Annotated in this window: 21 protein-coding genes; 9 read left to right on the top strand and 12 right to left on the bottom strand. The window is 71.5% G+C overall.

Going from position 1 to position 21,390, the window contains the following annotated elements:
* Positions 1–148: 148 nt before the first annotated feature.
* Complete coding sequence (locus ACFY3L_RS36635; RefSeq protein ID WP_389335462.1) at positions 149–1,084, top strand: heme A synthase; 936 nt, start codon at positions 149–151, stop codon at positions 1,082–1,084.
* Positions 1,085–1,088: 4 nt separating this feature from the next.
* On the opposite strand, the gene ACFY3L_RS36630 is transcribed toward ACFY3L_RS36635, so the two are convergent.
* From ACFY3L_RS36630 to ACFY3L_RS36620, 3 genes are all read right to left on the bottom strand, one after another.
* Positions 1,089–1,622, bottom strand: a complete 534-nt coding sequence (locus ACFY3L_RS36630) for a GNAT family N-acetyltransferase (RefSeq protein WP_389334977.1) — start codon at positions 1,620–1,622, stop codon at positions 1,089–1,091.
* Positions 1,573–2,289 (bottom strand): DUF4184 family protein, encoded by a 717-nt coding sequence (locus tag ACFY3L_RS36625; protein ID WP_389334974.1) that lies wholly within the window; start codon positions 2,287–2,289, stop codon positions 1,573–1,575. Before ACFY3L_RS36625 ends, ACFY3L_RS36630 begins: the two co-directional genes overlap by 50 nt.
* A gap of 64 nt (positions 2,290–2,353) precedes the next feature.
* Positions 2,354–2,719 carry a VOC family protein gene (locus ACFY3L_RS36620; protein ID WP_389334971.1) on the bottom strand — a complete coding sequence of 122 codons (366 nt, stop codon included), beginning with the start codon at positions 2,717–2,719 and terminating at the stop codon, positions 2,354–2,356.
* 112 nt (positions 2,720–2,831) lie between these two features.
* On the opposite strand from ACFY3L_RS36620, the gene ACFY3L_RS36615 reads away from it, so the two are divergent.
* Together ACFY3L_RS36615 and ACFY3L_RS36610 are read left to right on the top strand one after the other, a co-directional pair.
* Positions 2,832–3,122 carry a hypothetical protein gene (locus tag ACFY3L_RS36615; RefSeq protein ID WP_389334968.1) on the top strand — a complete coding sequence of 97 codons (291 nt, stop codon included), beginning with the start codon at positions 2,832–2,834 and terminating at the stop codon, positions 3,120–3,122.
* Positions 3,123–3,277: 155 nt separating this feature from the next.
* Positions 3,278–4,441, top strand: a complete 1,164-nt coding sequence (locus tag ACFY3L_RS36610) for a lyase family protein (RefSeq protein WP_389335459.1) — start codon at positions 3,278–3,280, stop codon at positions 4,439–4,441.
* Between the two features lie 81 nt (positions 4,442–4,522).
* On the opposite strand, the gene ACFY3L_RS36605 is transcribed toward ACFY3L_RS36610, so the two are convergent.
* The 6 genes from ACFY3L_RS36605 to ACFY3L_RS36580 all read right to left on the bottom strand — a co-directional run bounded on the left by ACFY3L_RS36605 (position 4,523) and on the right by ACFY3L_RS36580 (position 9,545).
* Positions 4,523–5,266, bottom strand: coding sequence for a TIGR03089 family protein (locus ACFY3L_RS36605; RefSeq protein WP_389334965.1), 744 nt, complete (start codon positions 5,264–5,266; stop codon positions 4,523–4,525).
* A 310-nt stretch (positions 5,267–5,576) separates the two neighbouring features.
* Positions 5,577–6,203, bottom strand: coding sequence for a fibronectin type III domain-containing protein (locus ACFY3L_RS36600; protein WP_389334962.1), 627 nt, complete (start codon positions 6,201–6,203; stop codon positions 5,577–5,579).
* Positions 6,204–6,234: 31 nt separating this feature from the next.
* Positions 6,235–7,071 carry an undecaprenyl-diphosphate phosphatase gene (locus ACFY3L_RS36595; RefSeq protein WP_389334960.1) on the bottom strand — a complete coding sequence of 279 codons (837 nt, stop codon included), beginning with the start codon at positions 7,069–7,071 and terminating at the stop codon, positions 6,235–6,237.
* Entirely contained in the window at positions 7,068–7,985 is a 918-nt protein-coding gene (locus tag ACFY3L_RS36590) for a RimK family alpha-L-glutamate ligase (RefSeq protein WP_389335457.1), read from the bottom strand. Before ACFY3L_RS36590 ends, ACFY3L_RS36595 begins: the two co-directional genes overlap by 4 nt.
* 21 nt (positions 7,986–8,006) lie before the next feature.
* Positions 8,007–8,330: a hypothetical protein gene (locus tag ACFY3L_RS36585; protein WP_344502999.1), complete on the bottom strand. Its 324-nt coding sequence runs from the start codon at positions 8,328–8,330 to the stop codon at positions 8,007–8,009.
* 300 nt (positions 8,331–8,630) lie between these two features.
* The gene (locus tag ACFY3L_RS36580) at positions 8,631–9,545 is read right to left on the bottom strand and encodes a heme o synthase (RefSeq protein ID WP_389335454.1); all 915 of its coding nucleotides are present in this window, start codon (positions 9,543–9,545) and stop codon (positions 8,631–8,633) included.
* Between the two features lie 518 nt (positions 9,546–10,063).
* Between ACFY3L_RS36580 and tkt the strand changes: the two genes are divergently transcribed.
* Genes tkt through ACFY3L_RS36550 form a run of 6 tightly spaced genes read left to right on the top strand, consistent with a single transcriptional unit; the run spans position 10,064 to position 18,700 of the window.
* Positions 10,064–12,205: a transketolase gene (gene tkt, locus ACFY3L_RS36575; protein ID WP_389334956.1), complete on the top strand. Its 2,142-nt coding sequence runs from the start codon at positions 10,064–10,066 to the stop codon at positions 12,203–12,205.
* Positions 12,206–12,238: 33 nt separating this feature from the next.
* On the top strand, positions 12,239–13,348 hold the full coding sequence (gene tal, locus ACFY3L_RS36570; protein WP_389334953.1) for a transaldolase: 1,110 nt from the start codon (positions 12,239–12,241) through the stop codon (positions 13,346–13,348).
* Positions 13,349–13,396: 48 nt separating this feature from the next.
* On the top strand, positions 13,397–15,181 hold the full coding sequence (locus ACFY3L_RS36565) for a hypothetical protein (RefSeq protein WP_389334950.1): 1,785 nt from the start codon (positions 13,397–13,399) through the stop codon (positions 15,179–15,181).
* A 5-nt stretch (positions 15,182–15,186) separates the two neighbouring features.
* Complete coding sequence (gene zwf / locus ACFY3L_RS36560) at positions 15,187–16,704, top strand: glucose-6-phosphate dehydrogenase (protein WP_389334947.1); 1,518 nt, start codon at positions 15,187–15,189, stop codon at positions 16,702–16,704.
* A gap of 14 nt (positions 16,705–16,718) precedes the next feature.
* Entirely contained in the window at positions 16,719–17,735 is a 1,017-nt protein-coding gene (locus ACFY3L_RS36555; RefSeq protein ID WP_389334944.1) for a glucose-6-phosphate dehydrogenase assembly protein OpcA, read from the top strand.
* Positions 17,732–18,700 carry a 6-phosphogluconolactonase gene (locus tag ACFY3L_RS36550; RefSeq protein ID WP_389334941.1) on the top strand — a complete coding sequence of 323 codons (969 nt, stop codon included), beginning with the start codon at positions 17,732–17,734 and terminating at the stop codon, positions 18,698–18,700. The genes ACFY3L_RS36555 and ACFY3L_RS36550 overlap by 4 nt, the downstream gene beginning before the upstream one ends.
* An 83-nt stretch (positions 18,701–18,783) precedes the next feature.
* On the opposite strand, the gene ACFY3L_RS36545 is transcribed toward ACFY3L_RS36550, so the two are convergent.
* The 3 genes from ACFY3L_RS36545 to ACFY3L_RS36535 all read right to left on the bottom strand — a co-directional run bounded on the left by ACFY3L_RS36545 (position 18,784) and on the right by ACFY3L_RS36535 (position 21,264).
* Complete coding sequence (locus ACFY3L_RS36545) at positions 18,784–19,122, bottom strand: RNA polymerase-binding protein RbpA (RefSeq protein WP_389334938.1); 339 nt, start codon at positions 19,120–19,122, stop codon at positions 18,784–18,786.
* A 124-nt stretch (positions 19,123–19,246) separates the two neighbouring features.
* Positions 19,247–19,504 (bottom strand): preprotein translocase subunit SecG, encoded by a 258-nt coding sequence (secG, locus tag ACFY3L_RS36540; RefSeq protein ID WP_389334935.1) that lies wholly within the window; start codon positions 19,502–19,504, stop codon positions 19,247–19,249.
* Positions 19,505–19,563: 59 nt separating this feature from the next.
* Positions 19,564–21,264 carry an ABC transporter substrate-binding protein gene (locus ACFY3L_RS36535; RefSeq protein WP_389334932.1) on the bottom strand — a complete coding sequence of 567 codons (1,701 nt, stop codon included), beginning with the start codon at positions 21,262–21,264 and terminating at the stop codon, positions 19,564–19,566.
* Positions 21,265–21,390 lie beyond the last annotated feature (126 nt).

Raw genomic sequence — 21,390 nt, 5'->3', positions numbered from 1 at the left:
GCTTTGAAAGCGGAGCGGGCACCGACGCAGACCCGTGACGCGGAATGGCGACGGCGAGACAGGACCACAGCGGCGGAACGGCGACGGCGAGACAGGACCGCGGCGGGAGTGATATGTAGCCGCGCGTAGTATCGGCCGGGTGTTAGGGATGGTGTCGTCGCTGCTCGATCGGCCGGTGGTGCTGCGGCGGGCGGCGTTCGCGTCGCTGGCGGCGAATATCGGGATCGTGTGCACGGGCGGGTTGGTCCGGCTGACCGGGTCGGGGCTCGGCTGCCCGACGTGGCCGCGGTGCACCGAGGAGTCGTACGTGACGACCCAGGCCATGGGGCATCACGGGATCATCGAGTTCGGCAACCGGACGCTGACGTTCGTGCTCGGGCTCATCGCCGTCGTCGCGCTCGCGGCGGCGTGGCGGCAGCGGCAGCGCGTGCCGGGGCTGCTCGCCGCGGGGGTCTGGATGATGGCGGGGATCGCGTTCCAGGGAGTGCTGGGCGGGATCACCGTGCGGATGGCGCTCAACCCGTGGACGGTGATGGCGCACTTCCTGGCGTCGATGCTGCTGATCGCGCTGGCGTACGTGTTCTGGCACCGCACGCGTGAGGTGCCGCCGCGGTGGACCGCGCCGCGGGCGATCAGGACTGCCGGGGTCGTGATCACGGCGGTCTCGGCGGTGGTGCTGGTGCTCGGGACGATTGTGACGGGCAGCGGGCCGCACTCCGGCGACACGAAGGCGGCGCGGACCGGGTTCGACCCCGAGACCGTGTCGCAATTGCACGGGGATGCGGTTTTTGTCCTGGTCGGGCTGACCGTGGCGCTGTGGTTCGGCCTGCGCGCGCTGGGAGCGCCGCTGCGGGTCACCCGGGCCGCCGCCCTGCTGCTCGCCGTCGAGCTGGCGCAGGGAATTGTCGGGTTTGTCCAATACTTCACGGGCCTGCCCTGGCCGGTGGTGTTGCTCCACATGCTGGGCGCCTGCCTGGTCTGGGCGGCGACGCTGGGGTTGCTGCTGGCGGTGTCACCCGGCCGCGAACCGGCCGACGGGACGCCGGTCGCGGATCAGCTGGTGCCCGACGCGAGCACCGCGTGAACGGCTACGCCGGCCACTCGGCGGCGAGGACGGCGTAGAGCAGGTCGTCGGTCCACTCGCCCTTCCAGTAGCTGGCCCGCACGAGCAGCCCCTCCCGGCGGAAGCCGAGCCGCTCCAGGAGCCGGGCCGAGCGCTCGTTGCGGGCGTCCAGCGACGCGTGCACGCGGTGCAGGCCCTCCTCGACGAGGAGGTGCCGGACGACCCGCCCGACGGCCTCGGTGGCGTAGCCCTGGCCCTGGAACGCGGGCGCGAACGTGAAGCCGATCTCCGCCTGCCGGCCGCCGTCGCCGCGGTTGACGCCCACGTCGCCGAGGAGCAGGCCGTTGTCGCGGCCCTCGACGGCGTACTGGAACCAGCCTTCCCGCTCGGGGTCCAGGCGCGCGGTCTCCGCGACGAAGGCGAGTGCGTCGCCGAGCGGATAGGGCGCGTCCCAGGACTGGTACCGGGCCACGTCCGGGTCCGAACGGTAGGCGGCGAGGGCGGCGGCGTCACCGGCGTGGAAGCGCCGCAGCAGCAACCGGTCTGTCTCCAGGAGCACGCACGAAGTGTAGTGCCAGACAGGCCGCGAGCAGAGCGATCACCGCCGATACGATCAGCCGGACGACGAAGACGTGCGGGCCGCCGTAGTGCAGGTTGCCCACGACGAACGCGCAGGCCGCGAACGCTTCGACGGCGCACGACCAGAACAGCCACGGCCGCCGCGTCACGACCGGTGCGTCCCCGTGCCATTCCCTGAGCAGATGGCGGCGTTGCACGTACCAGATGAACAACGGCAGCAGGAGCAGTGCGGCGTAGTCGCTGACGTCGCGGACCAGGCGCCACGACGAGATCACCTCGGGCTGCGGGTGGGTGACCAGGTCCCACAGCAGGTGGCTGGCGTCGCCGAGCAGCGCCGAGGTCGCGGTGATCCACCACCGGTGCCTGACCCGCCCCAGCACACCGAACTCCCGCAGCGCCCCCGGGAGGTGCGCCGCGACGACGGGGGCGCCGAGGCGGATCAGCCACGCGGTGAGCACGGTGACGGGTAGCCCCCACCAGAACGCCGCCGCGACCGTGTGGCTGCGGATGGTGACGGCGTCGCCGAGCGCGTACGCGATGTCGGGGGCGGTGGCGCCGACGGCGAGCGCGACGCCGTCGAACCAGCGCGGCCGCCACAGCTTCAGGGGCAGGACCGCCAGCGGGTGGGTCGGGAGGGTCGATGGCACACCGCCGACCCTGCCGCACCGGCGCCCGGATCCGGTGGGCCTGCACCGCAGTTGCACACGATCTTCACGAATGCGGGCGGGTCATGCAGAACTCGTTGCCCGCCGGGTCGTGCAGGACCACCCAGCCGGAGCCGCCGGGCTCGCGGTGGTCGGCGGCGAGGGTCGCGCCGAGTGCGAGCAGCCGGTCGATCTCGGCGTCGCGGTCGCGGTCGCCGGGCTGGAGGCACACGTGCACGCGGTTCTTCAGCGTTTTCGGCTCCGGTACCGCCTGGAAGTACCACCTCGGTCCGTCCTCCGGCTCGATCACGACCTCGGCGTCGCCGGGCGAGCAGCCGGGGTGGACGGGGTGGCCGACGACCTCGGCCCAGAAGGACGCGAGCGCATACGGGTCGGCACAGTCGAAAGCGACGTTGCGGAGAAATGACACCATCCGCAAGACCTTAGCCGCATCTATTGCCAGGTTGTAAATTCATCTGCACGTTCTTTGTATCGGTATCTTCATGTGTAACGCTGCTCCGATGGGGCAACGAGAACCGCTCATCATGCAGATCTACTGCCGCCTGGAAGTCGCGGTCAACGACCCCGACGTGATCGCCAAACTGGCCGGTCAGCAGCTTCGCGAGGCCGAAATCGACTGGTCACGCAAGGAAGAGGACCTCGAAGAGGCGGTCCACCAACTCGAGTCGGACTTGCAAGAGGCATTGGCATGCGTCGTTGAACAACAGCGCATGACAGAGCATCTGCCCGGGGTCGAGCCGCGCGGCGGGCTGGTGTTCACGACGCTCGGCAAGCCCGACGACCGCTTCCGTCCGGGGTTCACCGACTTCCTCTAGAGCGTCCGCCCCCGGTCCTCGATCCGGGGGCGGCCGGCACCGCCTCGCCGATTCGGTCGTGGCGGGGACGGCGGCGGCCGAACTGACCGCGTTGCGAAAGCTCACGATGAGGGTCTGCGCCCCCGGCCTGCTCGATAGAGTCCACCAAAGTGAGCATGAAACCGTCCTCCGCGACCCTGTTCGACGGCGTCCTGGCCCGCGGCGAGGTCGCGACCGCCGTCGGCGACGACGCGTGGCTGACCGCGATGCTGCAGGTGGAGGCGACGCTCGCACAGGTGCAGGCGTTCAGCGGGCTCATCCCCCAGGCCGACGCCGACGCGATCGCCGGCTGCGCCCGGCCCGAGCACTTCGACGCCGCCGACCTCGGTGTCCGCGCCGCCGCCAGCGGCAACCCCGTCGTGCCGCTCGTCGAGCGGTTGCGCGCGCTCGCCGGCCCCGCCGGGCCGTCCGTGCACCTCGGCGCCACCAGTCAGGACATCCTCGACACCGCCGGCATGCTCGTCGCCGCGCAGGCGCTGCGGCCGCTGCTCGGCGACCTCGCCGCCTGCGCCGACCAGGCCGCCCGCCTCGCCCGCGAGCACCGCGACACCCGGATGATCGGCCGTGCGCTGCTGCGCCAGGCCGGGCCGACCACGTTCGGCCTGAAGGCCGCCGGCTGGCTCACCGGCCTCGACGCCGCCCGCCGCCGGCTCGAACAGGTGCGACGGGAGCGCCTCGCGGTGCAGTTCGGCGGCGCGGCCGGGACGCTCGCCCCGTTCGGCGACGACGGGCCCGACGTCGTCGAGTCCCTCGCCACGCTCCTCGGTCTCGCCGAGCCCGTCCTGCCCTGGCACACCGAGCGCACCCGCGTCGCCGAGCTCGCCGGCGCCCTCGGCGGCGCCGCCGGGACCGTCGCGAAGATCGCCCGCGACCTGACGCTCATGGCGCAGGACGAGGTCGACGAGGCCTCCGGCGCCGCCCCCGGCGGCTCGTCGGCGACGCCGCACGAGCGCACCCCCGTCGCCGCCGTCTGCGCCCTCGGCAGCGCCGCGTCCGCGCCTGGCCTCGTCGCCAGCCTCCTCGCCGCGATGGCCCACGAGCACGAACGCGCCGCCGGCGCCTGGCACGCCGAGTGGCGTCCGCTGCGCGAGCTGCTCGTCTGCACCGGCTCGGCCGCGTCGTGGCTGCGTGTGGCCCTGGAGCGGCTTCTCGTGCACCCCGACGTCATGCGCGCCAACCTGGCCCGCGCCACCGCTGCCTCCGGAGCGGCCGACGAGTCTGCCGATGCCGCCGGTGTACTGGTGGACCGCGCCCTCCAGGCGCACGCCAAATCCCCCTAGCGACTCACCGCTCCGCCCCTGCGGTGACGTCTCATGATCCTGTGCGGTTCTGGTAGCCAGGGCTACCGGAACCATTCGGGATCATGAGGTGCCGAAGACTCGGGTGGCGGACTCGGCGGTGGTGATGGTGGAGAGCTGGGCCGGGTCCGGGCAGAGGATGATCGATGCGCCGACCGACAGCGGGGCGAGCAGCCACTTCACCGGGTGCTCGTGCTCGGTGGTGTCGATGACGACGCGGTCGCCGGGGCGGAGGTCCTGCCGGTCGGCGAGCTCGCGGGCGATGCTGCCCCACTGGCCGTACGTGGTGCCGTCGCCGCTCGCCGCGGCGCCCGGCCGGACCAGGGCCGGTGGTGGGACGTCGGCCGGGTAGGGGGCGACGGCGGTGTCGAAGTCGCGGTAGCCGAGCACGTCGCGGGGATCCCCCGACGCCGAGGTGCCGAAGACGAAGCGGTGCGGGGCGTCCGGGATGGACTCCAGCCAGGAGCCGAGCCGGTCGCGGGCGGCGAACACCACGTCGAACGGCACGCCCGCATTAGGGCCCACGTCGGGCAGGCCGGCGGTCGCGGCCAGTCGGAAGGAGACGGTGACGCCGAGGGACCAGGCGCCGAGCAGCGCGGCGGCGGTGCGCCAGTGCGGCGGGAGCAGGGCGGCGGCGCGGCTGCCGGAGCCCAGGCCGCAGTCGTGCAGCAGACCCGCGGTGCGGGCGGCCCAGCCGCCGAGCTGCGCCGCGGTCAGGGCGGTGCGCCGGCCGTCGGGCTCGTAGTGGACGAGCAGCGGCACGTCGGCGCCGGCGACACCCGCCGGCGGGAGCAGCTCGGGAATCATCCAGCCACCATAGCCGTATCAGAGCATGGTGACGCCTCGCAGCGGGCCACCTCGGGGACGGCGGGCGGACGTGGATGCGCCTTGCGCGATCCACCCGGCAGCCAGGCTGACCGCACGATGCCGCTGGCGCAGAAGCCGCATCGTGGACACCGCTTGCCCTGCCTCACGCCTCAGCGCGGGCAGTGCGCCGCAGCGCGGCGCACTGGGGTGCGGGTGAGCATCCCCACCGGGACCCGCCGCGGCAGCGGTGGAGCGGAAATACAGCGGGTGAGAGTCCCCGCCGGGACCCGCCGTGACAGCGGCGGGGGAACTACAGCATCGTGACGGCCTCGGAGCGGGCGACCTCGGGGGCGGTCGGCGGGAGGGACTCGTACTTCTTCAGGACGGCGTGGACGACGAAGACATACGGCGTCTGCGAGATCAGGCCCGTGACCGTGGTCGTCACCCGCGTGCAGCCCCTGCCCGGCGGGACGGTCTGCCACGTCCAGCCGGGCTGCGGGCCGATGAGCAGCTCCTGCGACATGGCGGTCAGCTGGTAGGAGGCGATGGACGGGTCTCCGATGTTCCACCAGCTGACGGTGGCGGACGTGGTGCCGGGGACGACCTCGACGCCGTTGATGACGCCGGGGCGCACGACGCCGGTGCAGTCGGTCGGGCTCATGCTCGGGGTCGGGTGGCTGCGGCTGACCTTGGGCAATGGCGAGATCGACGCGAGGGGGCCGCGGACCGGGGCGCCGGTGGTCGTGCCGGCCGACGGGTCGACCGCGTCGCCCTTCGAGTAGACGGTCTTCTGCGGCAGGTCCAGCACCTTGCCGTCCTGCTTCTTGTTCGCGTCGCCGCCGCCGGTACCGCCGAGCCCGGGCAGCACGGAGCAGCCGGCGACGCCGCTGAGCAGTGCCGAGGCCAGAACAAGGGCCGCGCCGGGCCGCCGTTTCACATGGTGTTCATCGGCGGCCCGGGCGGGAAGCTTAGGTCGCCTCGATCGTGCCGGTGCCGACGAGGAGGAGCAGGAGGGCGCCGAGTGCCACCCGGTACACGATGAAGACGGTGTACGTGTGCCGCGCCACGAACTTCAGCAGCCACGAGACGGCCAGGTAGCCGACGGCGCCGCTGACGACGGTCGCGGTGATCGTCGCGGGCCAGCCGACGCCGGTGGCGATGTTCTCGTGCTCGTCGGCGATCTGCAGGACGCCGGCGGCGAGCAGCGCGGGGATGGACAGGAAGAACGACAGCCTGGTGACGGTGACCCGGTCGAAGTCGCGCAGCAGGCCCGCGGACATCGTCGCGCCGGAGCGGGAGACGCCCGGGATGAGGGCGAGGGCCTGCGCGGTGCCGATGATGAGTGTGTCCTTCCACGTCACGTCGGCCTCGTGGCGCTGCTGGGTGGCGGCCCGGTCGGCGAACCACATGACGCCGGAGAACACGATGAGCGCGCCGCCGACGAACCAGAGGCTGCGCAGCGTCGTCTCGACCTGGTCCTTGAAGAGCAGGCCGACGATCCCGACCGGGATGGAGCCGAGGATCACCGACCAGCCGAAGCGGTAGTCGAGGTTGTCGCGCCGGGACCTGTCGAACAGGCCACGGAAGAACGCGGGGACGATCCGCACGATGTCGCGCCGCAGGTAGAAGGCGGTCGCGAGGACGGCGCCGGTCTGGATGATCGCGGTGAAGGCGGTGATGTCGGGGTCGTCGATCGAGTAGCCGAGGAGCTTCTCCAGGATCGTGAGGTGGCCGGTGCTGGAGATCGGCAGGAACTCGGTCAGTCCTTCGACGAAGCCGAGGAGGACCGCTTCGAAGATGTTCACGAGCGGATGGTCAGACGGTCGGCGATGGCCCGGGCGAGGCGGTCCGGGGCGCCCTCGGCGGTGGTCAGGAACAGCGACGGCTCGGTGAGCTCGACCTCGATGACGACCGGGTCGCCGGACGGGGTCGGCAGGAGGTCGACACGGGCGTAGAGCAGGCCGGCACGGTCGAAGGGCAGCGCCGCGAGGACCCGCTCGGCGAGGTCGCGCTCGGCCGGCGACGGCGTCCTCGGTGTGATGGTCTCCTCCTGGTACAGCGTCTCGACGCCCACGTCGGGGCCGGTGAGGATGGCGCCCTTGCGGATCGCGTGGCTGTAGGCGCCCGCGATGAACAGCAGGGCGGTCTCCCCCGCGGTGTCGACGTCGGCGAGGTACGGCTGGACCATGACGAGACGTCCGGCGTCGTGCAGGCGCCGCACGTGCGCGGCGGCGAGGTCGGCCTGCTCGGGCAGCCGGTAGCGGCCGGTGTCGACGCTGCCGACGCTGACGGCCGGCTTCACCACGATCTCGGTGGTGTCCGATCCTGTGACGCTGTCGAGCTCGATCGGGTCGCCGGGGTCGAGCCACCGCGTCGGGACGATGGGGATGCCCTTGTCGTGGAGTTCGCGGAGGTACCGCTTGTCGGTGTTCCACGCGATGACGTCGGCGGTGTTGGCGAGTCGTGGCACGGACGCGGCCCAGGCGGTGAACTCCGCCCGGCGGGCCGGGTAGTCCCAGGTGTTGCGCACGACGGCGAGGTCGTAGGACGGCCAGTCGACGGCCGGGTCGTCCCAGACGGCCGGGACGGCGGTGACGCCGGCGGCGGCGAGGGCCGGGACGAGGCTCTGGTCGTCCTCGTCGAGGCCGGGGAGTTCGGCGCAGGTAACGAGAGCGACCCGGGCACCGGCCCGGGTCGCGGAATTTGACTGTTCGATGATCACGAAGCGAAGATACCGACCCTAGCGGGAGAGGACACGCCGCCCCATGGAGCGCCAGAGGTCGTTACTGGGCCGCATCTGCTCGAGCAGCTCGCGCTCCCAGGCATTCTCGATCTTGACTCCGGCCTGCGCGCAGGCGGAGCGCGCGATGTCGGTGCCTTCCGCCATCTGGTCGCCCCAGACGCCGTCCTCCCCGACCAACACGATGCGGGCACCGCGCCGGCCGACGTACTCGATGACTGCCTTGGCGCCGCCGTGGTCGTCCGCGAAGGACTTGATGCCGGAGATCAGGCTGCCCGGCACCGGGCGGCTCAGGGTCATCGTCGTATCGGAACCATCTGCCATGACGGCCACACTAAAGGGGTAAGCCACGGCTCGTGGGTGAACTGCGGGTCGGATGTGATCGTAGTTACTGACAGGTTTAGTTCACGGCGCGTTCGTTTTGCCCCGACAGAACCAGCTAAAAGCGGATATTCAGGTGCCGGGATCGGGCGGCAAATGAGAGACATGCATCACGTCGTGCGTGTCGGCGCGCTGTGTGCCAAAAATTCGGGCGTTTCCGGGTCAAGCCCCGCTCAGCTCGACATTTGACGGCGCTTCCAGCGGCCCCGAACGGGTATCGGTTCGGGGCCGGTGGCAACCAGATCACTGGATGAAGACGTCCACCCCGACCGCCACGCACAACAGCGTGAGATACGTGACCGACCAGTGGAACAGCCGCATCGGCTTCAGCGGCTCGCCGCGGCGGGCCCGGCCGTCGAGGCGGTGCGCCTCCAGCAGCAGCAGCGCGCCGACGACGACCGCGACGACGCCGTAGACGGGCGTCATCCCGAACGGCCACAGCGCCACCGACGCGGCCACGGTCAGCCAGCTGTAGATGACCGTCTCCAGGCCGACGCGGCGCATGCTCGCCACGACGGGCAGCATCGGGATGCCGGCGCGGGCGTAGTCGTCCTTGAACTTGATCGCCAGGGCGTAGAAGTGCGGCGGCTGCCACAGGAAGACGACGGCGAACATGACCCAGGCCGGCCACGACAGGCCGCCGGTGACCGCGGCCCAGCCGATCAGCACCGGCGCCGCGCCGCACGCGCCGCCCCACACCGTGTTCTGCGGCGTGGTGCGCTTCAGCCACATCGTGTAGACGAGGTCGTAGTAGGCGATCGCGCCGACCGTGAGCAGGGTGGCGAGCAGGTTGGTGAACGTCGCCATCAGCACCGTGGACAGCGCGGCCAGGATCAGCCCGAAGATCAGCACGGACCGCGGGGTGATGCTGTGCGTCGCGAGGGGGCGACGCGACGTGCGCTTCATCAGCGGGTCGATGTCGCGGTCGATGTAGCAGTTCAGCGCATTGGCCGCGCCGGCCGCCAGCGACCCGCCGATCAGCACCACGGCGATCAGCCACAGCGACGGCACGCCGCGCTCCGCGAGGAGCATGGCCGGGACCGTCGTGATGAGCAGCAGCTCGACGATGCGCGGCTTCGTCAGCGACACGTATGCCTTGACCACGGCGCCGAAGCCGGCGCGGCGGCCGGCCTCCTGCCGCTGCTGTGCCCGGGCCAGTGCCGCTGCCGTCGTGGGGCGGACCGGCTCGGACGCGCTCTGGGGAACCCCGCGGTCGACGAGCTGCGTCACGTCTGGATTGCCACCTTCCGGCATCGGCCGCACCTGGACCGCCTGCCTTGGGGCCGCGGCCGGGTGACGGCGCGTGGCGGCAGGGCGAGACCGAGGGTCCCGCCGAGACCGGCGGGCTCTCGCATCCTAGAGCAGAATCAACGCAGGCCAGAGCGGGACCCCACCACATCGGCGGTCACCTTCGTCACGGTCGCCGCCCGTACCGTGGCGGGTACTGTTTCGCGCAGGGCTGAACCGATCCAGGTTTACCGCCGGGCGCGCGCATCCGCGCAGTCGCGCGGCGGTGACCGGCCACGCGGCCATCGACTACCGTTGCCGCAGGCAGTGTCGCCGATGTCCGAAACATGGTCGACTGCGCGTGGGCCTACCCATTCGTGGGTAGGGTCGTCCTGAAGAGCCCCGCAACACCGCTGACAAAACCCTCGTTCGACAGGAGCAGCACAGCCGTGAGCGCTGAAGAGGTCAAGGGTCCCGAGCTTTCCTGGTCCGACGTCGACCGGCGGGCGGTCGACACGGTGCGGGTCCTCGCCATGGACGCCGTCGAGAAGTCCGGCAATGGCCACCCCGGCACCGCGATGAGCCTGGCACCCGCGGCCTACCTGCTGTTCCAGAAGGTCATGAAGCACGACCCGACCGACCCCAACTGGCTCGGCCGTGACCGTTTCGTGCTCTCGTGCGGACACTCGAGCCTGACGCTGTACATCCAGCTGTACCTCTCTGGCTACGGTCTGAGCCTCGACGACCTCAGGTCGCTGCGGCAGTGGGGCTCGCTCACCCCGGGACACCCCGAGCACGGGCACACCGCTGGTGTGGAGACCACCACCGGCCCGCTCGGCCAGGGCCTCGGCAACGCCGTCGGCATGGCGATGGCGGCCCGCCGCGAGCGCGGCCTCTTCGACCCTGAGCCGGCGACCGGCGCCAGCCTGTTCGACCACCACGTCTACGTGCTGTGCTCCGACGGTGACATCGAAGAGGGCGTCACGCACGAGGTCAGCGCGCTCGCCGGCCACCAGAAGCTCGGCAACCTCGTCGTCATCTACGACGACAACGAGATCTCGATCGAGGACGACACCAAGGTCGCCAAGAGCGAGGACGTCGCCGCGCGGTATGAGGCGTATGGCTTCCACGTGCAGACCGTCGACTGGCGCGCCGGTCACGACGCCGGCGACGGTGTCTACGTCGAGGACGTGCAGGCGCTGTGGGACGCGATCCAGGCCGCGAAGGCCGAGACGAGCCGGCCGTCGTTCATCGCGCTGCGCACCATCATCGGCTGGCCCGCCCCGAAGAAGCAGAACACGGGCAAGATCCACGGCTCGGCGCTCGGCGCCGACGAGGTCACGGCGACCAAGCAGGTCCTGGGCTTCGACCCGAAGCTGACGTTCGAGGTGGCCGACGAGGTCCTCGCGCACACCCGCGGCGCCATCGAGCGCGGCCGCGAGCTGCACGCCAAGTGGGACAAGGAGTTCGAGGCGTGGCGGGGCTCCGCCGGTGACCGCGCCGCGCTGTTCGACCGTCTCTTCGCCGGACGGCTCCCCGAGGGCTGGGAGAAGAACCTGCCGGAGTTCCCGGCCAGCGAGAAGGGCCTCGCGACCCGCAAGGCGTCCGGCGACGTGCTCAGCGCGCTCGCCCCGGTGCTGCCCGAGCTGTGGGGCGGCTCCGCCGACCTCGCCGAGAGCAACAACACCACGATGGAGGGCGAGCCGTCCTTCCTGCCCGCCGAGTTCGCCACGAAGGCGTTCCCCGGCAACGAGTACGGCCGCACGCTGCACTTCGGCATCCGCGAGCACGGCATGGGCTCGATCCTCAACGGCATCAAGCTGCACGGCCCGACCCGGCCCTACGGCGGCACGTTCCTCGTCTTCTCCGACTACATGCGGCCCGCGGTGCGCCTCGCGGCCATCATGAAGCTCCCGGTCGTGTACGTGTGGACGCACGACTCGATCGGCCTCGGCGAGGACGGCCCGACGCACCAGCCGATCGAGCACCTGACGGCGCTGCGCGCGATCCCCGGCCTGGCCGTGGTCCGCCCCGCCGACGCCAACGAGACCGCGTGGGCGTGGCGCCGGGCCCTGGAGGTCACCGACCACCCGGTCGCGCTGGCGCTCAGCCGGCAGAACCTGCCGACCCTGGACCGCGACGAGTACGCGCCGGCCGAGGGCACCGCCAAGGGCGGTTACATCCTCAAGGACGCCTCCAACGGCCAGCCGCAGGTGATCATCGTGGCCACCGGCTCCGAGGTGCAGCTCGCCGTCGCCGCGCAGCGGCGGCTCGAGGCCGAGGGCACCCCGACCCGGGTCGTGTCGATGCCCTGCCAGGAATGGTTCATGGAGCAGGACCTGGCGTACCGCCAGCAGGTCCTGCCGAGCGGGGTCAAGGCGCGGGTCAGCGTCGAGGCCGGCATCGCCATGTCGTGGCAGCACATCATCGGCGACCACGGCGTGGCCGTGAGCATCGAGCACTACGGCGCGAGCGCCCCGCACACGGTCCTCTTCGAGCAGTTCGGTTTCACCCCCGACAAGGTCGTCGCGGCCGCGCACGCCTCGCTCGCCAAGGTCGGCGAGATCACCGGCACCACCACGGGCAACTGAGGACATCGGCATCTGAGTTAGAGGAGCACTGCGATGAGTTCCGATCGGCTGGCCGAGCTCTCCGCCGCGGGTGTGGCGGTCTGGCTCGACGACCTCTCCCGCGCCAGACTGAGCGGAGGCGGCCTCGACAAGCTGCGCCGTGAGCAGCATGTCGTGGGCGTCACCACCAACCCGACCATCTTCGCGAAGGCGCTGACCTCCGCGGAGGACTACGCCGACCAGGTCAAGGACCTCGCCCTGCGCGACGCGCAGGTCAACGAGGCGATGCGCATGCTCATGACGTATGACGTGCGCTGGGCCTGCGACGTCATGAAGCCGGCCGCCGACGCCAGCAAGGGCATCGACGGCCGGGTCTCCATCGAGGTCGACCCCGGCCTCGCCGCCGACACCGCCCGCACCGTCGCCGAGGCGAAGGCGCTGTGGTGGCTCGTCGACCGTGACAACCTGTTCATCAAGATCCCCGCGACCAAGGAGGGCCTGCCGGCGATCACCGCCGTGCTCGCCGAGGGCATCAGCGTCAACGTGACGCTGATCTTCTCCCTGGAGCGCTACGAGGCGGTCATGAACGCGTTCTTCGCCGGCCTCGAGCAGGCGAAGGCCAACGGTCACGACCTTTCGAAGATCGGCTCGGTCGCGTCGTTCTTCGTGTCGCGCGTCGACACGGAGTACGACAAGCGGCTCGACAAGATCGGCACCGACGAGGCGAAGGCCCTCAAGGGCAAGGCCGCGATCGCCAACGCGAAGCTCGCCTACAAGAAGTACGAGGAGCTGTTCTCCTCCGACCGCTGGCAGGCCCTCGCCGACGCCGGCGCCCACCCGCAGCGGCCGCTGTGGGCGTCCACCTCGACGAAGAACCCCGAGTACCGCGACGTCATCTACGTCGAGGAGCTCGTCGCGCCCGGCACGGTGAACACCATGCCCGAGGCGGTCATCCACGCGTTCGCCGACCACGGCGAGGTCCGCCTCGACGCGATCACCGGCTCCTACGCGGAGGCCAAGCAGGTCATGGACGACCTCGCCGCGGTCGGCATCGACTACGACGACGTCGTGCAGGTCCTGGAGCGCGAGGGCGTCGAGAAGTTCTCCGTCTCCGGCAACGAGATGATCGAGACCGTCCGGGCGGCCCTCGAAGCCGCCAAGTAAGGCACGCGGTTCAGTAGGCTGGTCATCGGGGCCGGTCATCTTTAGGGGGTGCGGGTGCCTGATCTCCTCGACGACGTCACCGCTGCTGCCGGACTCACGGTGTTCGGCGCCGCGGCCGTCGCCGGTGCGATCGACACCCGCGCCCTTCCGCGTTCCCCGCTCGACTGGTCCCCCGACTACGACGCGGTCCCCAGGGTCACGATGCTCCGCGCGGAGCTGCGGGCCCTGGACCTGGACCGGATCGTCCTCGCCGGCGACGGGGCGCCGGCCCGCGCCGCCGACGCGATCGCCCGCACGCTCGGCGTGCCGCTGACCGTCCTGACCGGCACCGACCCGCACGGCATCGCCGCCGCCGTGGCCGGCCCGCTGCGCCGCACCGTGGTCGTGCTCACCGCGGCGTCGCCGATCGCCGTCTCCCTGTCCGTCGACAGCCACCGCCGGGCGTTCCTGCAGGCGTTCGAGGACCAGGGGATCCACGACCTCGGGCGGCGGTTCGTGTTCGTCACCCGGCCCGGGTCGCCGCTCGCGACGACGGCGCTGGAGATGGGCGCGCAGCTGTTCCTCGCGCAGCCCGGCCCGCTGTCCGCGTACTCCCTGGTGCCGGCGGGTCTGGCCGGCGCCGACATCGACGAGCTCGTCGAGCAGGCGTTCGCGCTGGCCGAGCCGCCCCGCCGCACGCCCGCCGCCGGCTTCTCCCTGCCGCCCGCGAGGCGCGCGACCGCGGGGTTCGCACCTCCCGGTGCGCCGCCGCCCGCCGGGGCGCCGGAAGCGCCGGCGTCCGGATCCGCGACGACCGCCTCGCCGGCCGGGTTCGAGCATCCGGCCGTCGCGCTGGGGGCCGCGGTGGCGGCCGCCGTCGCCGCGGGCCGGGACAAGATCGCCCTCGCCGCCGACGGCAGCGGGCTCGTGGGGCTCGGCGAGTGGATCGCCGCGCTGATCGACGGTGCCGGTGCCCGGGCCGTGCCCGTCGCCCTCGAGACGCCGAGCAGCTGGGGGCACGAAGGACCCGACGTCCTCAGCGTGACCACGGGCGGACCCCTCGTGCCCGGCGTCATGCCCGGCGGCGGGATCAACCCCGACCTGGCCGTCAACGGGCCGCTCGGCGTGCAGCTGCTCGTCTGGGAGCAGGCCCTCACGATCGCCGGGCTGATCGGCACCGGGCAGGCGGACGGCGAGCGGACCGGCTCCTCCCCCGCCGGCTTCGGCTCCATCGGCTTCGGCGCTGCCGGTTCCACACCCGCCGGCGGTTTGGCGTCCGGCGGTGGCGGGCACGGCGATGGTGGTGATCTGTCGTCGCGCGAAGGGGTGCTGCGGGTGCTCGACACTGGGGTGCCGCCGCAGGTGCCGGCCTTCGTCGAGGGGGCCGTGGAGGTCCACGGGGCCGTGACCGCGACGACGTTGATCGGGGCGATCGACGAGTTCGCGCGGTCGGTGCCGCCCGGTGCGGCGCTCACGGTGCTGGCATACCTCGACCGGACCGCCGACACCGCCGCGCTGGACGTGCGGACCGGACTCGCCGGCCGGGTCGACCGGGCCGTCCGGCTCGCGTGGGGCGGCGACGTCCCACTCGCCGCTGGTGGCGAGTCCGTCCAGGCCGCGACGGGCGTCGGTGGATCAGGCGGTACATCAGGGGCCAACGTCATCCAGATCACCGGCGCCGTCCCGAGGGACCTCGGCGTCCCCGGGCGCCCTTACACGTTCGGCGAGTTGCAGGCCGCGGAGGCCGCCGCCGACCGGCAGGTCCTGCTGGAGCGGGGCCGTCCGTTGCTGCGACTGCACCTGACCGACCGGAAATCCGGTATCGACCAACTGTTGGCCGCCCTCGGAGGGTGAGTGTGATGACCAATCCCTTGCGGGACCCGCAGGACCGGCGACTGCCTCGGATCCCCGAGCCGTGCGCGCTGGTCATCTTCGGCGTCACCGGTGACCTTGCCCGCAAGAAGCTCATCCCGGCTGTGTACGACCTGGCCAACCGGGGACTGCTGCCGCCGAGCTTCGCGGTCCTCGGCTTCGCGCGGCGCGACTGGGGCGACGGCGACTTCGAGGACCTCGCCCGCAAGGCGGCGCAGAACGGCGCCCGGACCACGTGGCGGGAGGAGGTGTGGTCGCGCCTCTCCGGCAACATCAAGTTCGTGCCCGGGTCGTTCGAGGACGACGCCGCGTTCGACCACCTCGCGCAGACCCTCAACGACCTGCACGACGAGTCCGGCATCCCCGGCAACGCGGCGTTCTACCTGTCGATCCCGCCGTCGGCGTTCCCGGTCGTGCTCAAGCAGCTCGAGCGCACCGGCATGTCCGACAACGCGAAGTCCGGCGGCTGGCGCCGCGTCGTGGTGGAGAAGCCGTTCGGCTACGACCTGGCGTCGGCGCGGCAGCTCAACGACCTCGTCGACGACGCGTTCACCGCGCAGGACGTGTTCCGCATCGACCACTACCTGGGCAAGGAGACCGTCCAGAACATCCTGGCGCTGCGCTTCGCCAACAACCTGTTCGAGCCGGTGTGGAACTCCAACTACGTCGACTCGGTGCAGATCACGATGGCCGAGGACGTCGGCATCGGCACCCGCGCCGGGTTCTACGACACCGTCGGCACGGCCCGCGACGTCGTGCAGAACCACCTGATGCAGCTGCTCGCGCTGGTCGCGATGGAGGAGCCGACGGCGTTCGACGCGACCGCGATCCGCACCGAGAAGCTCAAGGTGCTCAACGCGATCACCGTGCCGTCCGACGTGTTCACCAACACGGTCCGCGGGCAGTACCTGACCGGCTGGGTCGCGGGCGAGCGCGTCCCCGGCTACCTGGAGGAGAAGGACGTCCCGGCGGACTCCAAGACGGAGACGTACGTGGCGATGCGCCTCGGCATCCAGAACCGCCGCTGGGCCGGGGTGCCGTTCTACATCCGCGCCGGCAAGCGCATGCCGCGCCGCGTCACGGAGCTCGCGATCTCCTTCAAGAAGGCGCCCCACCTGCCGTTCCACCAGACCGACGTGGAGATGCTCGGCCACAACCAGCTGGTCATCCGGGTGCAGCCCGACGAGGGCGTGATGCTGAAGTTCGGCTCGAAGGTGCCCGGCACGACCATGGAGGTCCGCGACATCGCGATGGACTTCCAGTACGGCGAGGCGTTCACCGACGCGAGCCCCGAGGCGTACGAGCGGCTCATCCTCGACGTCCTCGTCGGCGACAAGACCCTGTTCCCCGACTCGGCCGAGGTCGAGGCGAGCTGGAACGTCATCGACCCCCTGGAGGAGGCGTGGAAGGGCTCGACGCCCGAGCCGTACCGCGCCGGCGAGTGGGGTCCTCGAGCAGCCGACGAGATGCTGGCCCGCGAGGGCCGCGCCTGGCGCCGGGCCTAGAGGGGGAGTTCGTCATGATCGGGCTTTGGGACACCACCGGTATCGAGGTCGTGAAGGCGCTCGCCAATGAGCGGCGCAGCGCGGGCGGGCTCACCAGCGGCCTCGCCCTCACCCTCGTCGCCGTCGTCGACGAGCGGCAGGTCCGGGAGGCGGAGGCCGCCGCGACCATCGCCGCCTCCGCGCACCCGTGCCGGCTGCTCATCATCGTGCGCGCCGACGTCACCCAGCAGCGGTCCCGCCTCGACGCGGAGATCGTCGTCGGCGGGCGGCTCGGGCCGTGCGAGGCCGTCGTCATGCGCATGCAGGGCCGCCTGGCGCTGCACGCCGAGTCGGTCGTCATGCCGCTGCTCGCCCCGGACGTGCCGGTGGTGACCTGGTGGCAGTGCACGCCGCCGGAGCGGATCGCGTATGACCCGCTCGGCGTCGTCGCGGACCGCCGCATCACCGACAGCGCCCAGGCCCCCGACCCCGTGGACGCGCTGCGCATCCGCGCCGAGGACTACGTGCCCGGCGACACCGACCTGGCCTGGTCTCGGATCACCCCGTGGCGCACGCTGCTCGCCGGCGCCTTCGACGCGACCCGGGTCGGCGTCAGGTCCGTCGAGATCATCGCCCCCGACACCGACCCCACGGCGCCGCTGCTCGGCGGCTGGCTCGAGGCCCGTCTCGGCGTCCACCCGACCCGCAAGCCCGGCTCCGGCAAGATCATGGAGGCGGTGAACCTGGAACTCGCCGACGGCAGCAGCATGAACCTCATCCGCGACCTGAACGCGGGCATCGCCACCCTCAAGCGCACCGGCCAGCCCGACCGGATCCTGCCGCTGAGCCGGCGTCCGCTCGGCGAGGAACTGGCCGAGGAGCTGCGCCGTCTCGACCCCGACCAGCCGTACGCGGCCGCGCTCGCCGCCGCCACGGGCAAGCAGCACCTCGACGAGCGCGGGGCGCCCCGGGTGCACATCTGGAAGGACCCGGCGCTCGCCGAGCGCCCGGAGGCCGCTTCGTCCTCGTCCCTGGAGTCCGTCCCTTCATGACCGTCGTCATTCACGATGACCCGAAACAGCTCGCCGAGGCGACCGCTGCCCGCCTGATCGTCCGGCTCACGGACGCGCAGGCGGAGCGGGGCGTCGCGTCCCTCGTCCTCACCGGCGGGCGGATCGCCGCGCAGATCTACGCGGCGGTCCTCGCCAACCCGGCCCGCGACGCCGTCGACTGGTCCCGGGTCGACTTCTGGTGGGGCGACGAGCGGTTCCTGCCGTCCGGCGACCCCGACCGCAACGAGACCCAGGCCAGGGCGGCGATGCTGGACAGCCTGCCGGTCGACCCGGCCCGCGTCCACCCGATGCCCGCCTCCGACGACCCGCTCGGCGACGACGCCCCGGCCGCGGCGGTGTCCTACGCCCGCGAGCTGGCCGGCGCTGCCGGCGGCGGTCCTTCTGCCGGCGGCGGTCCTTCTGTCGGTGGCGGGGCTGCCGGCGTCGGGGCGGCCGGCGCTGCCGCGTCCGCCGCCGGGGCGCCCGGGCTCGCGGCGGCCGGTGTGGCTGCCATTGACGCTGCCGCGGTCGGGTCCGCTGGGTCCCCCGGGTTCGCTGGGTCCGCCGGGCCGGGCGCCGCTGATGCCGGGCTGCAGCCGGGCGGTGCTGCCGGGCTGCCGGGCGGTGTTGCCGGGCTGCCGCGGTTCGACGTGGTGCTGCTCGGCGTCGGCGAGGACGGCCACGTGGCGTCGGTGTTCCCCGGCCACCCGGTCGGCGACGAGACCGGGGCGACCGCCTCGGTCCACGACAGCCCGAAGCCGCCACCGGTCCGCGTGACGCTGACCCTGCCCGCCATCAACACGGCCAGCGAGGTCTGGCTGATCGCCGCCGGCGACGGCAAGGCCGACGCGGTCCGCGAGGCATGCACAGCCACGCCCGCCGCGCTCCCCGCCGCCCGCGTGCGCGGCGAGCACCGAACCCTGTGGCTCCTGGACCGCGCCGCCGCGTCCTCCCTGCCCGCCTGACCCTCGCCCCTCATGATCCGGAAGAGTTCTTGTCGCTGTAGGCGCAACAAGTCTTCCGGATCATGGGGGTGCGACAGGGCTGCTCAGGCGCGGCGCTGGCGGAGGCGGGCCAAGGCCTCGGCCAGGATGGCCTCGCCGTCCTCGTCGGAGCGGCGCTCCTTCACATAGGCCAGGTGGGTCTTGTACGGCTCGGTGCGGGGCCGCTCCGGCGGCGCCTGCTCGTCCTGGCCGGCAGGGAGCCCGCACCGCGGGCACTCCCAGGTGGTCGGGGGCGTGATCTCGGCGGCGAAGGCGGGCTCGGTCATGTGCCCGTTGGCGCACCAGTAGGTGACGCTGCGACGGGCCGCCTGCTCGCCGCGCTCGGCCCAGCGCATGGGGCCGGAACCTACTCGGGTCCCGCGGATGGCGTTACCAGCTGCCACGGCTGCTCGCTCCTGTTCGTCGGGGGGGGTGCGACGTCGTGCGGAGGCAGGAGTGTGGGCGAAAAACACCTGCGCGCGGTCCGTCGAACGGACCGCGCGCATGAGTCTAGAACACCAGGAGTGCTCAGACACCAGCGTTCTGGACAACTTTCAGCCAGAGGCCAAGACCAACGATGCAGGCGAACCAGATGATGCCGACCAGCAGCGTGTAGCGGTCGAGGTTCTTCTCGGCGACCGACGAGCCGGCGAGGCTGGACGAGACGCCGCCGCCGAACATGCTCGACAGGCCACCGCCCTTGCCGCGGTGCAGCAGCACGAGCATCGTGAGCAGCACGCTCGTGATGATGAGCAGCACGATCAGGGTGTAGGCGAACGCCGTCATGGCGCGGTCGTCCTCTCGGTGGGCGGACAGCAGTAGAGAGCAGACGCAAGCTTACTGGACTACGCGAGTCCGAGGGCACACAGGTCCGGCTGGCCGAACTGCGGATGGATGAAGCCGCCCCGGACCTTCGTGCCGGACATCCGCAGCGCCTTCATGTAGATGATCGGGATCGCGGCTGCCTTGCTCGCGATCTTCTCGTCGAGCTCGCCCCAGAGGAGGTACTGGCGCTCCGGCACCGACTCCTCCAACGCCGCCGTGATGTCGTTGTTGATCTCGGGGTCGTTGAGCAGGGCGTAGTTCTGGTTGTTGGTCGCGTTGGCCTTGGCGGGGATGAGGCGGCCGTCGAACAGGGGCGGGATGACCGCGGAGCCGTTGGCCCAGTCGGGGATCCAGCCGGCCCAGAGCAGGTCGTTGGTGTTCGCCGGGTTGCCGATGACGTCGAAGTACGTCTCCGGGTCGATGCCGTTGACCTTGATCTGGATGCCGATCTGCTGGTACGTCTCGACCATCGTGGTGGCCAGGCGGCGGATGTCCTTCTGCTCCGGGATCGCCAGGGTGAGCGTCGTGGCGCACGGCTTGCCCTTGTTGCGCTGGTCGTCCATCAGCTTCATCGCCACGTCCGGCTTGCCCTCGACGTTGGCGGTGCTGTCGTACAGGTCGAAGTCCTTGTGGGCCTTCAGCTGCGGGGCGATCATCGTGTTGGCGTAGTCGCCGAAGACCGAGCCGCCCATCGCCGCGCGAAACTTCCGCTTGTTGAAGGCGAAGACCAGGGCGCGCCTGCAGTCCAGCTCGGGGATGCGCCTGGTGTTGAGCGACAGGTACCGGATGCCGCCGTAGCTGCCCTGCACGGCCCGTGCGGACAGGCCGGGGTCGTTGACGACCTGCTGCACGAAGTTCGGCGCGACGTTCTTGTCCAGGTCGATCGCCTCGGCCCAGTCGCCCTCGCTCTGGATCAGGTTCGAGGTGACGGTCGGCAGGTCACCGTTCGCCTCGATGATGATCTTGTCCGGGTACGCCTTGCGGACGCTGTCGGTCTTGCGGTCCCAGTACTGGTTGCGGACGTAGACGAGCTGCTGGTCGGTGTTCTCCTGCAGCTTGTACGGTCCGTTGGAGAGCGGCTTCTTGTCGTACTCGGCCTTGGTGTCCTGCTTGGCCTGCACCGGCGCGAACACGGACATGGCGGCGGTGTAGCCGAAGTCGCCGACCGGCTGGGACAGCATGAACTTGATGTTGCGGTTGTCGACGCACTGCACGGACTGCAGGCCCTTGCCGTTGTTGTTGCCGCCGACGAACGGGCCCGCGTAGTTGTCGGTGCCGGCGAGGTACGTCTTCGGGTACGGCTGGGCGACCGAGAACAGGCTCGAGAAGCTGCGCTCCACGCCGTACTTCACGTCGGCGCAGGTGATCGGGGTGCCGTCCTCCCAGCGGAGGTCGTCCTTGAGCTGGAAGTCCCAGACCCGGTTGCCCTCGCTGGGGCGGCCCGCGTCGGTGGCGAGGTCACCGACGATCTCGCTGGCGGCCTCGCCGGGCTCGGAGCGGAACGTGGTGAGGGTCCGAGTGGTGAGGCGGCTGATGTTGGCCTCGGTCGCGGTCGCGATGCGCTGCGGGTCCAGGTGGGCCGGCATGGCGCTGACGACGACGCGGAGCGTCCCGCCGGTCTTCGGCGGCTGCGGGCGGTTCTCGGCGCCGGCGTCGCTGCAGGCCGCCGTCGCGAGCAGCGACAGGCCGGCCAACGACGCGACGAAACGCTGTGCGAGCATGCTCGGTCCCCACTCGTCATGGTCGGCCCGTTCGTGGCGGGCGGCCCTGGCTGTTGCTCCCGCGCCCGGCGCGGGGCTGTCCGCGCTGTGCGCGAGCATGTCCGGCAGCCCGGTGTCGGGGCTGTG

The organism is Dactylosporangium sp. NPDC000521 (genome assembly GCF_042898305.1).
Classification (GTDB): Bacteria; Actinomycetota; Actinomycetes; order Mycobacteriales; family Micromonosporaceae; genus Dactylosporangium.
The sequence above is the reverse complement of the archived record's forward strand: the minus strand, read 5'-3'. Positions and strand labels throughout refer to the sequence as shown.

What these genes read in the sequence shown, in the direction of transcription:
- ACFY3L_RS36620 (WP_389334971.1), bottom strand. Translation starts at nt 2,719, where the DNA reads ATGGTGTCATTTCTCCGCAACGTCGCTTTCGACTGTGCCGACCCGTAT.
- ACFY3L_RS36535 (WP_389334932.1), bottom strand. Translation starts at nt 21,264, where the DNA reads ATGCTCGCACAGCGTTTCGTCGCGTCGTTGGCCGGCCTGTCGCTGCTC.
- ACFY3L_RS36635 (WP_389335462.1), top strand. Translation starts at nt 149, where the DNA reads ATGGTGTCGTCGCTGCTCGATCGGCCGGTGGTGCTGCGGCGGGCGGCG.
- ACFY3L_RS36555 (WP_389334944.1), top strand. Translation starts at nt 16,719, where the DNA reads ATGATCGGGCTTTGGGACACCACCGGTATCGAGGTCGTGAAGGCGCTC.
- secG (WP_389334935.1), bottom strand. Translation starts at nt 19,504, where the DNA reads ATGACGGCGTTCGCCTACACCCTGATCGTGCTGCTCATCATCACGAGC.
- zwf (WP_389334947.1), top strand. Translation starts at nt 15,187, where the DNA reads ATGACCAATCCCTTGCGGGACCCGCAGGACCGGCGACTGCCTCGGATC.
- ACFY3L_RS36550 (WP_389334941.1), top strand. Translation starts at nt 17,732, where the DNA reads ATGACCGTCGTCATTCACGATGACCCGAAACAGCTCGCCGAGGCGACC.
- ACFY3L_RS36615 (WP_389334968.1), top strand. Translation starts at nt 2,832, where the DNA reads ATGCAGATCTACTGCCGCCTGGAAGTCGCGGTCAACGACCCCGACGTG.
- ACFY3L_RS36585 (WP_344502999.1), bottom strand. Translation starts at nt 8,330, where the DNA reads ATGGCAGATGGTTCCGATACGACGATGACCCTGAGCCGCCCGGTGCCG.
- tal (WP_389334953.1), top strand. Translation starts at nt 12,239, where the DNA reads ATGAGTTCCGATCGGCTGGCCGAGCTCTCCGCCGCGGGTGTGGCGGTC.
- ACFY3L_RS36605 (WP_389334965.1), bottom strand. Translation starts at nt 5,266, where the DNA reads ATGATTCCCGAGCTGCTCCCGCCGGCGGGTGTCGCCGGCGCCGACGTG.
- ACFY3L_RS36610 (WP_389335459.1), top strand. Translation starts at nt 3,278, where the DNA reads ATGAAACCGTCCTCCGCGACCCTGTTCGACGGCGTCCTGGCCCGCGGC.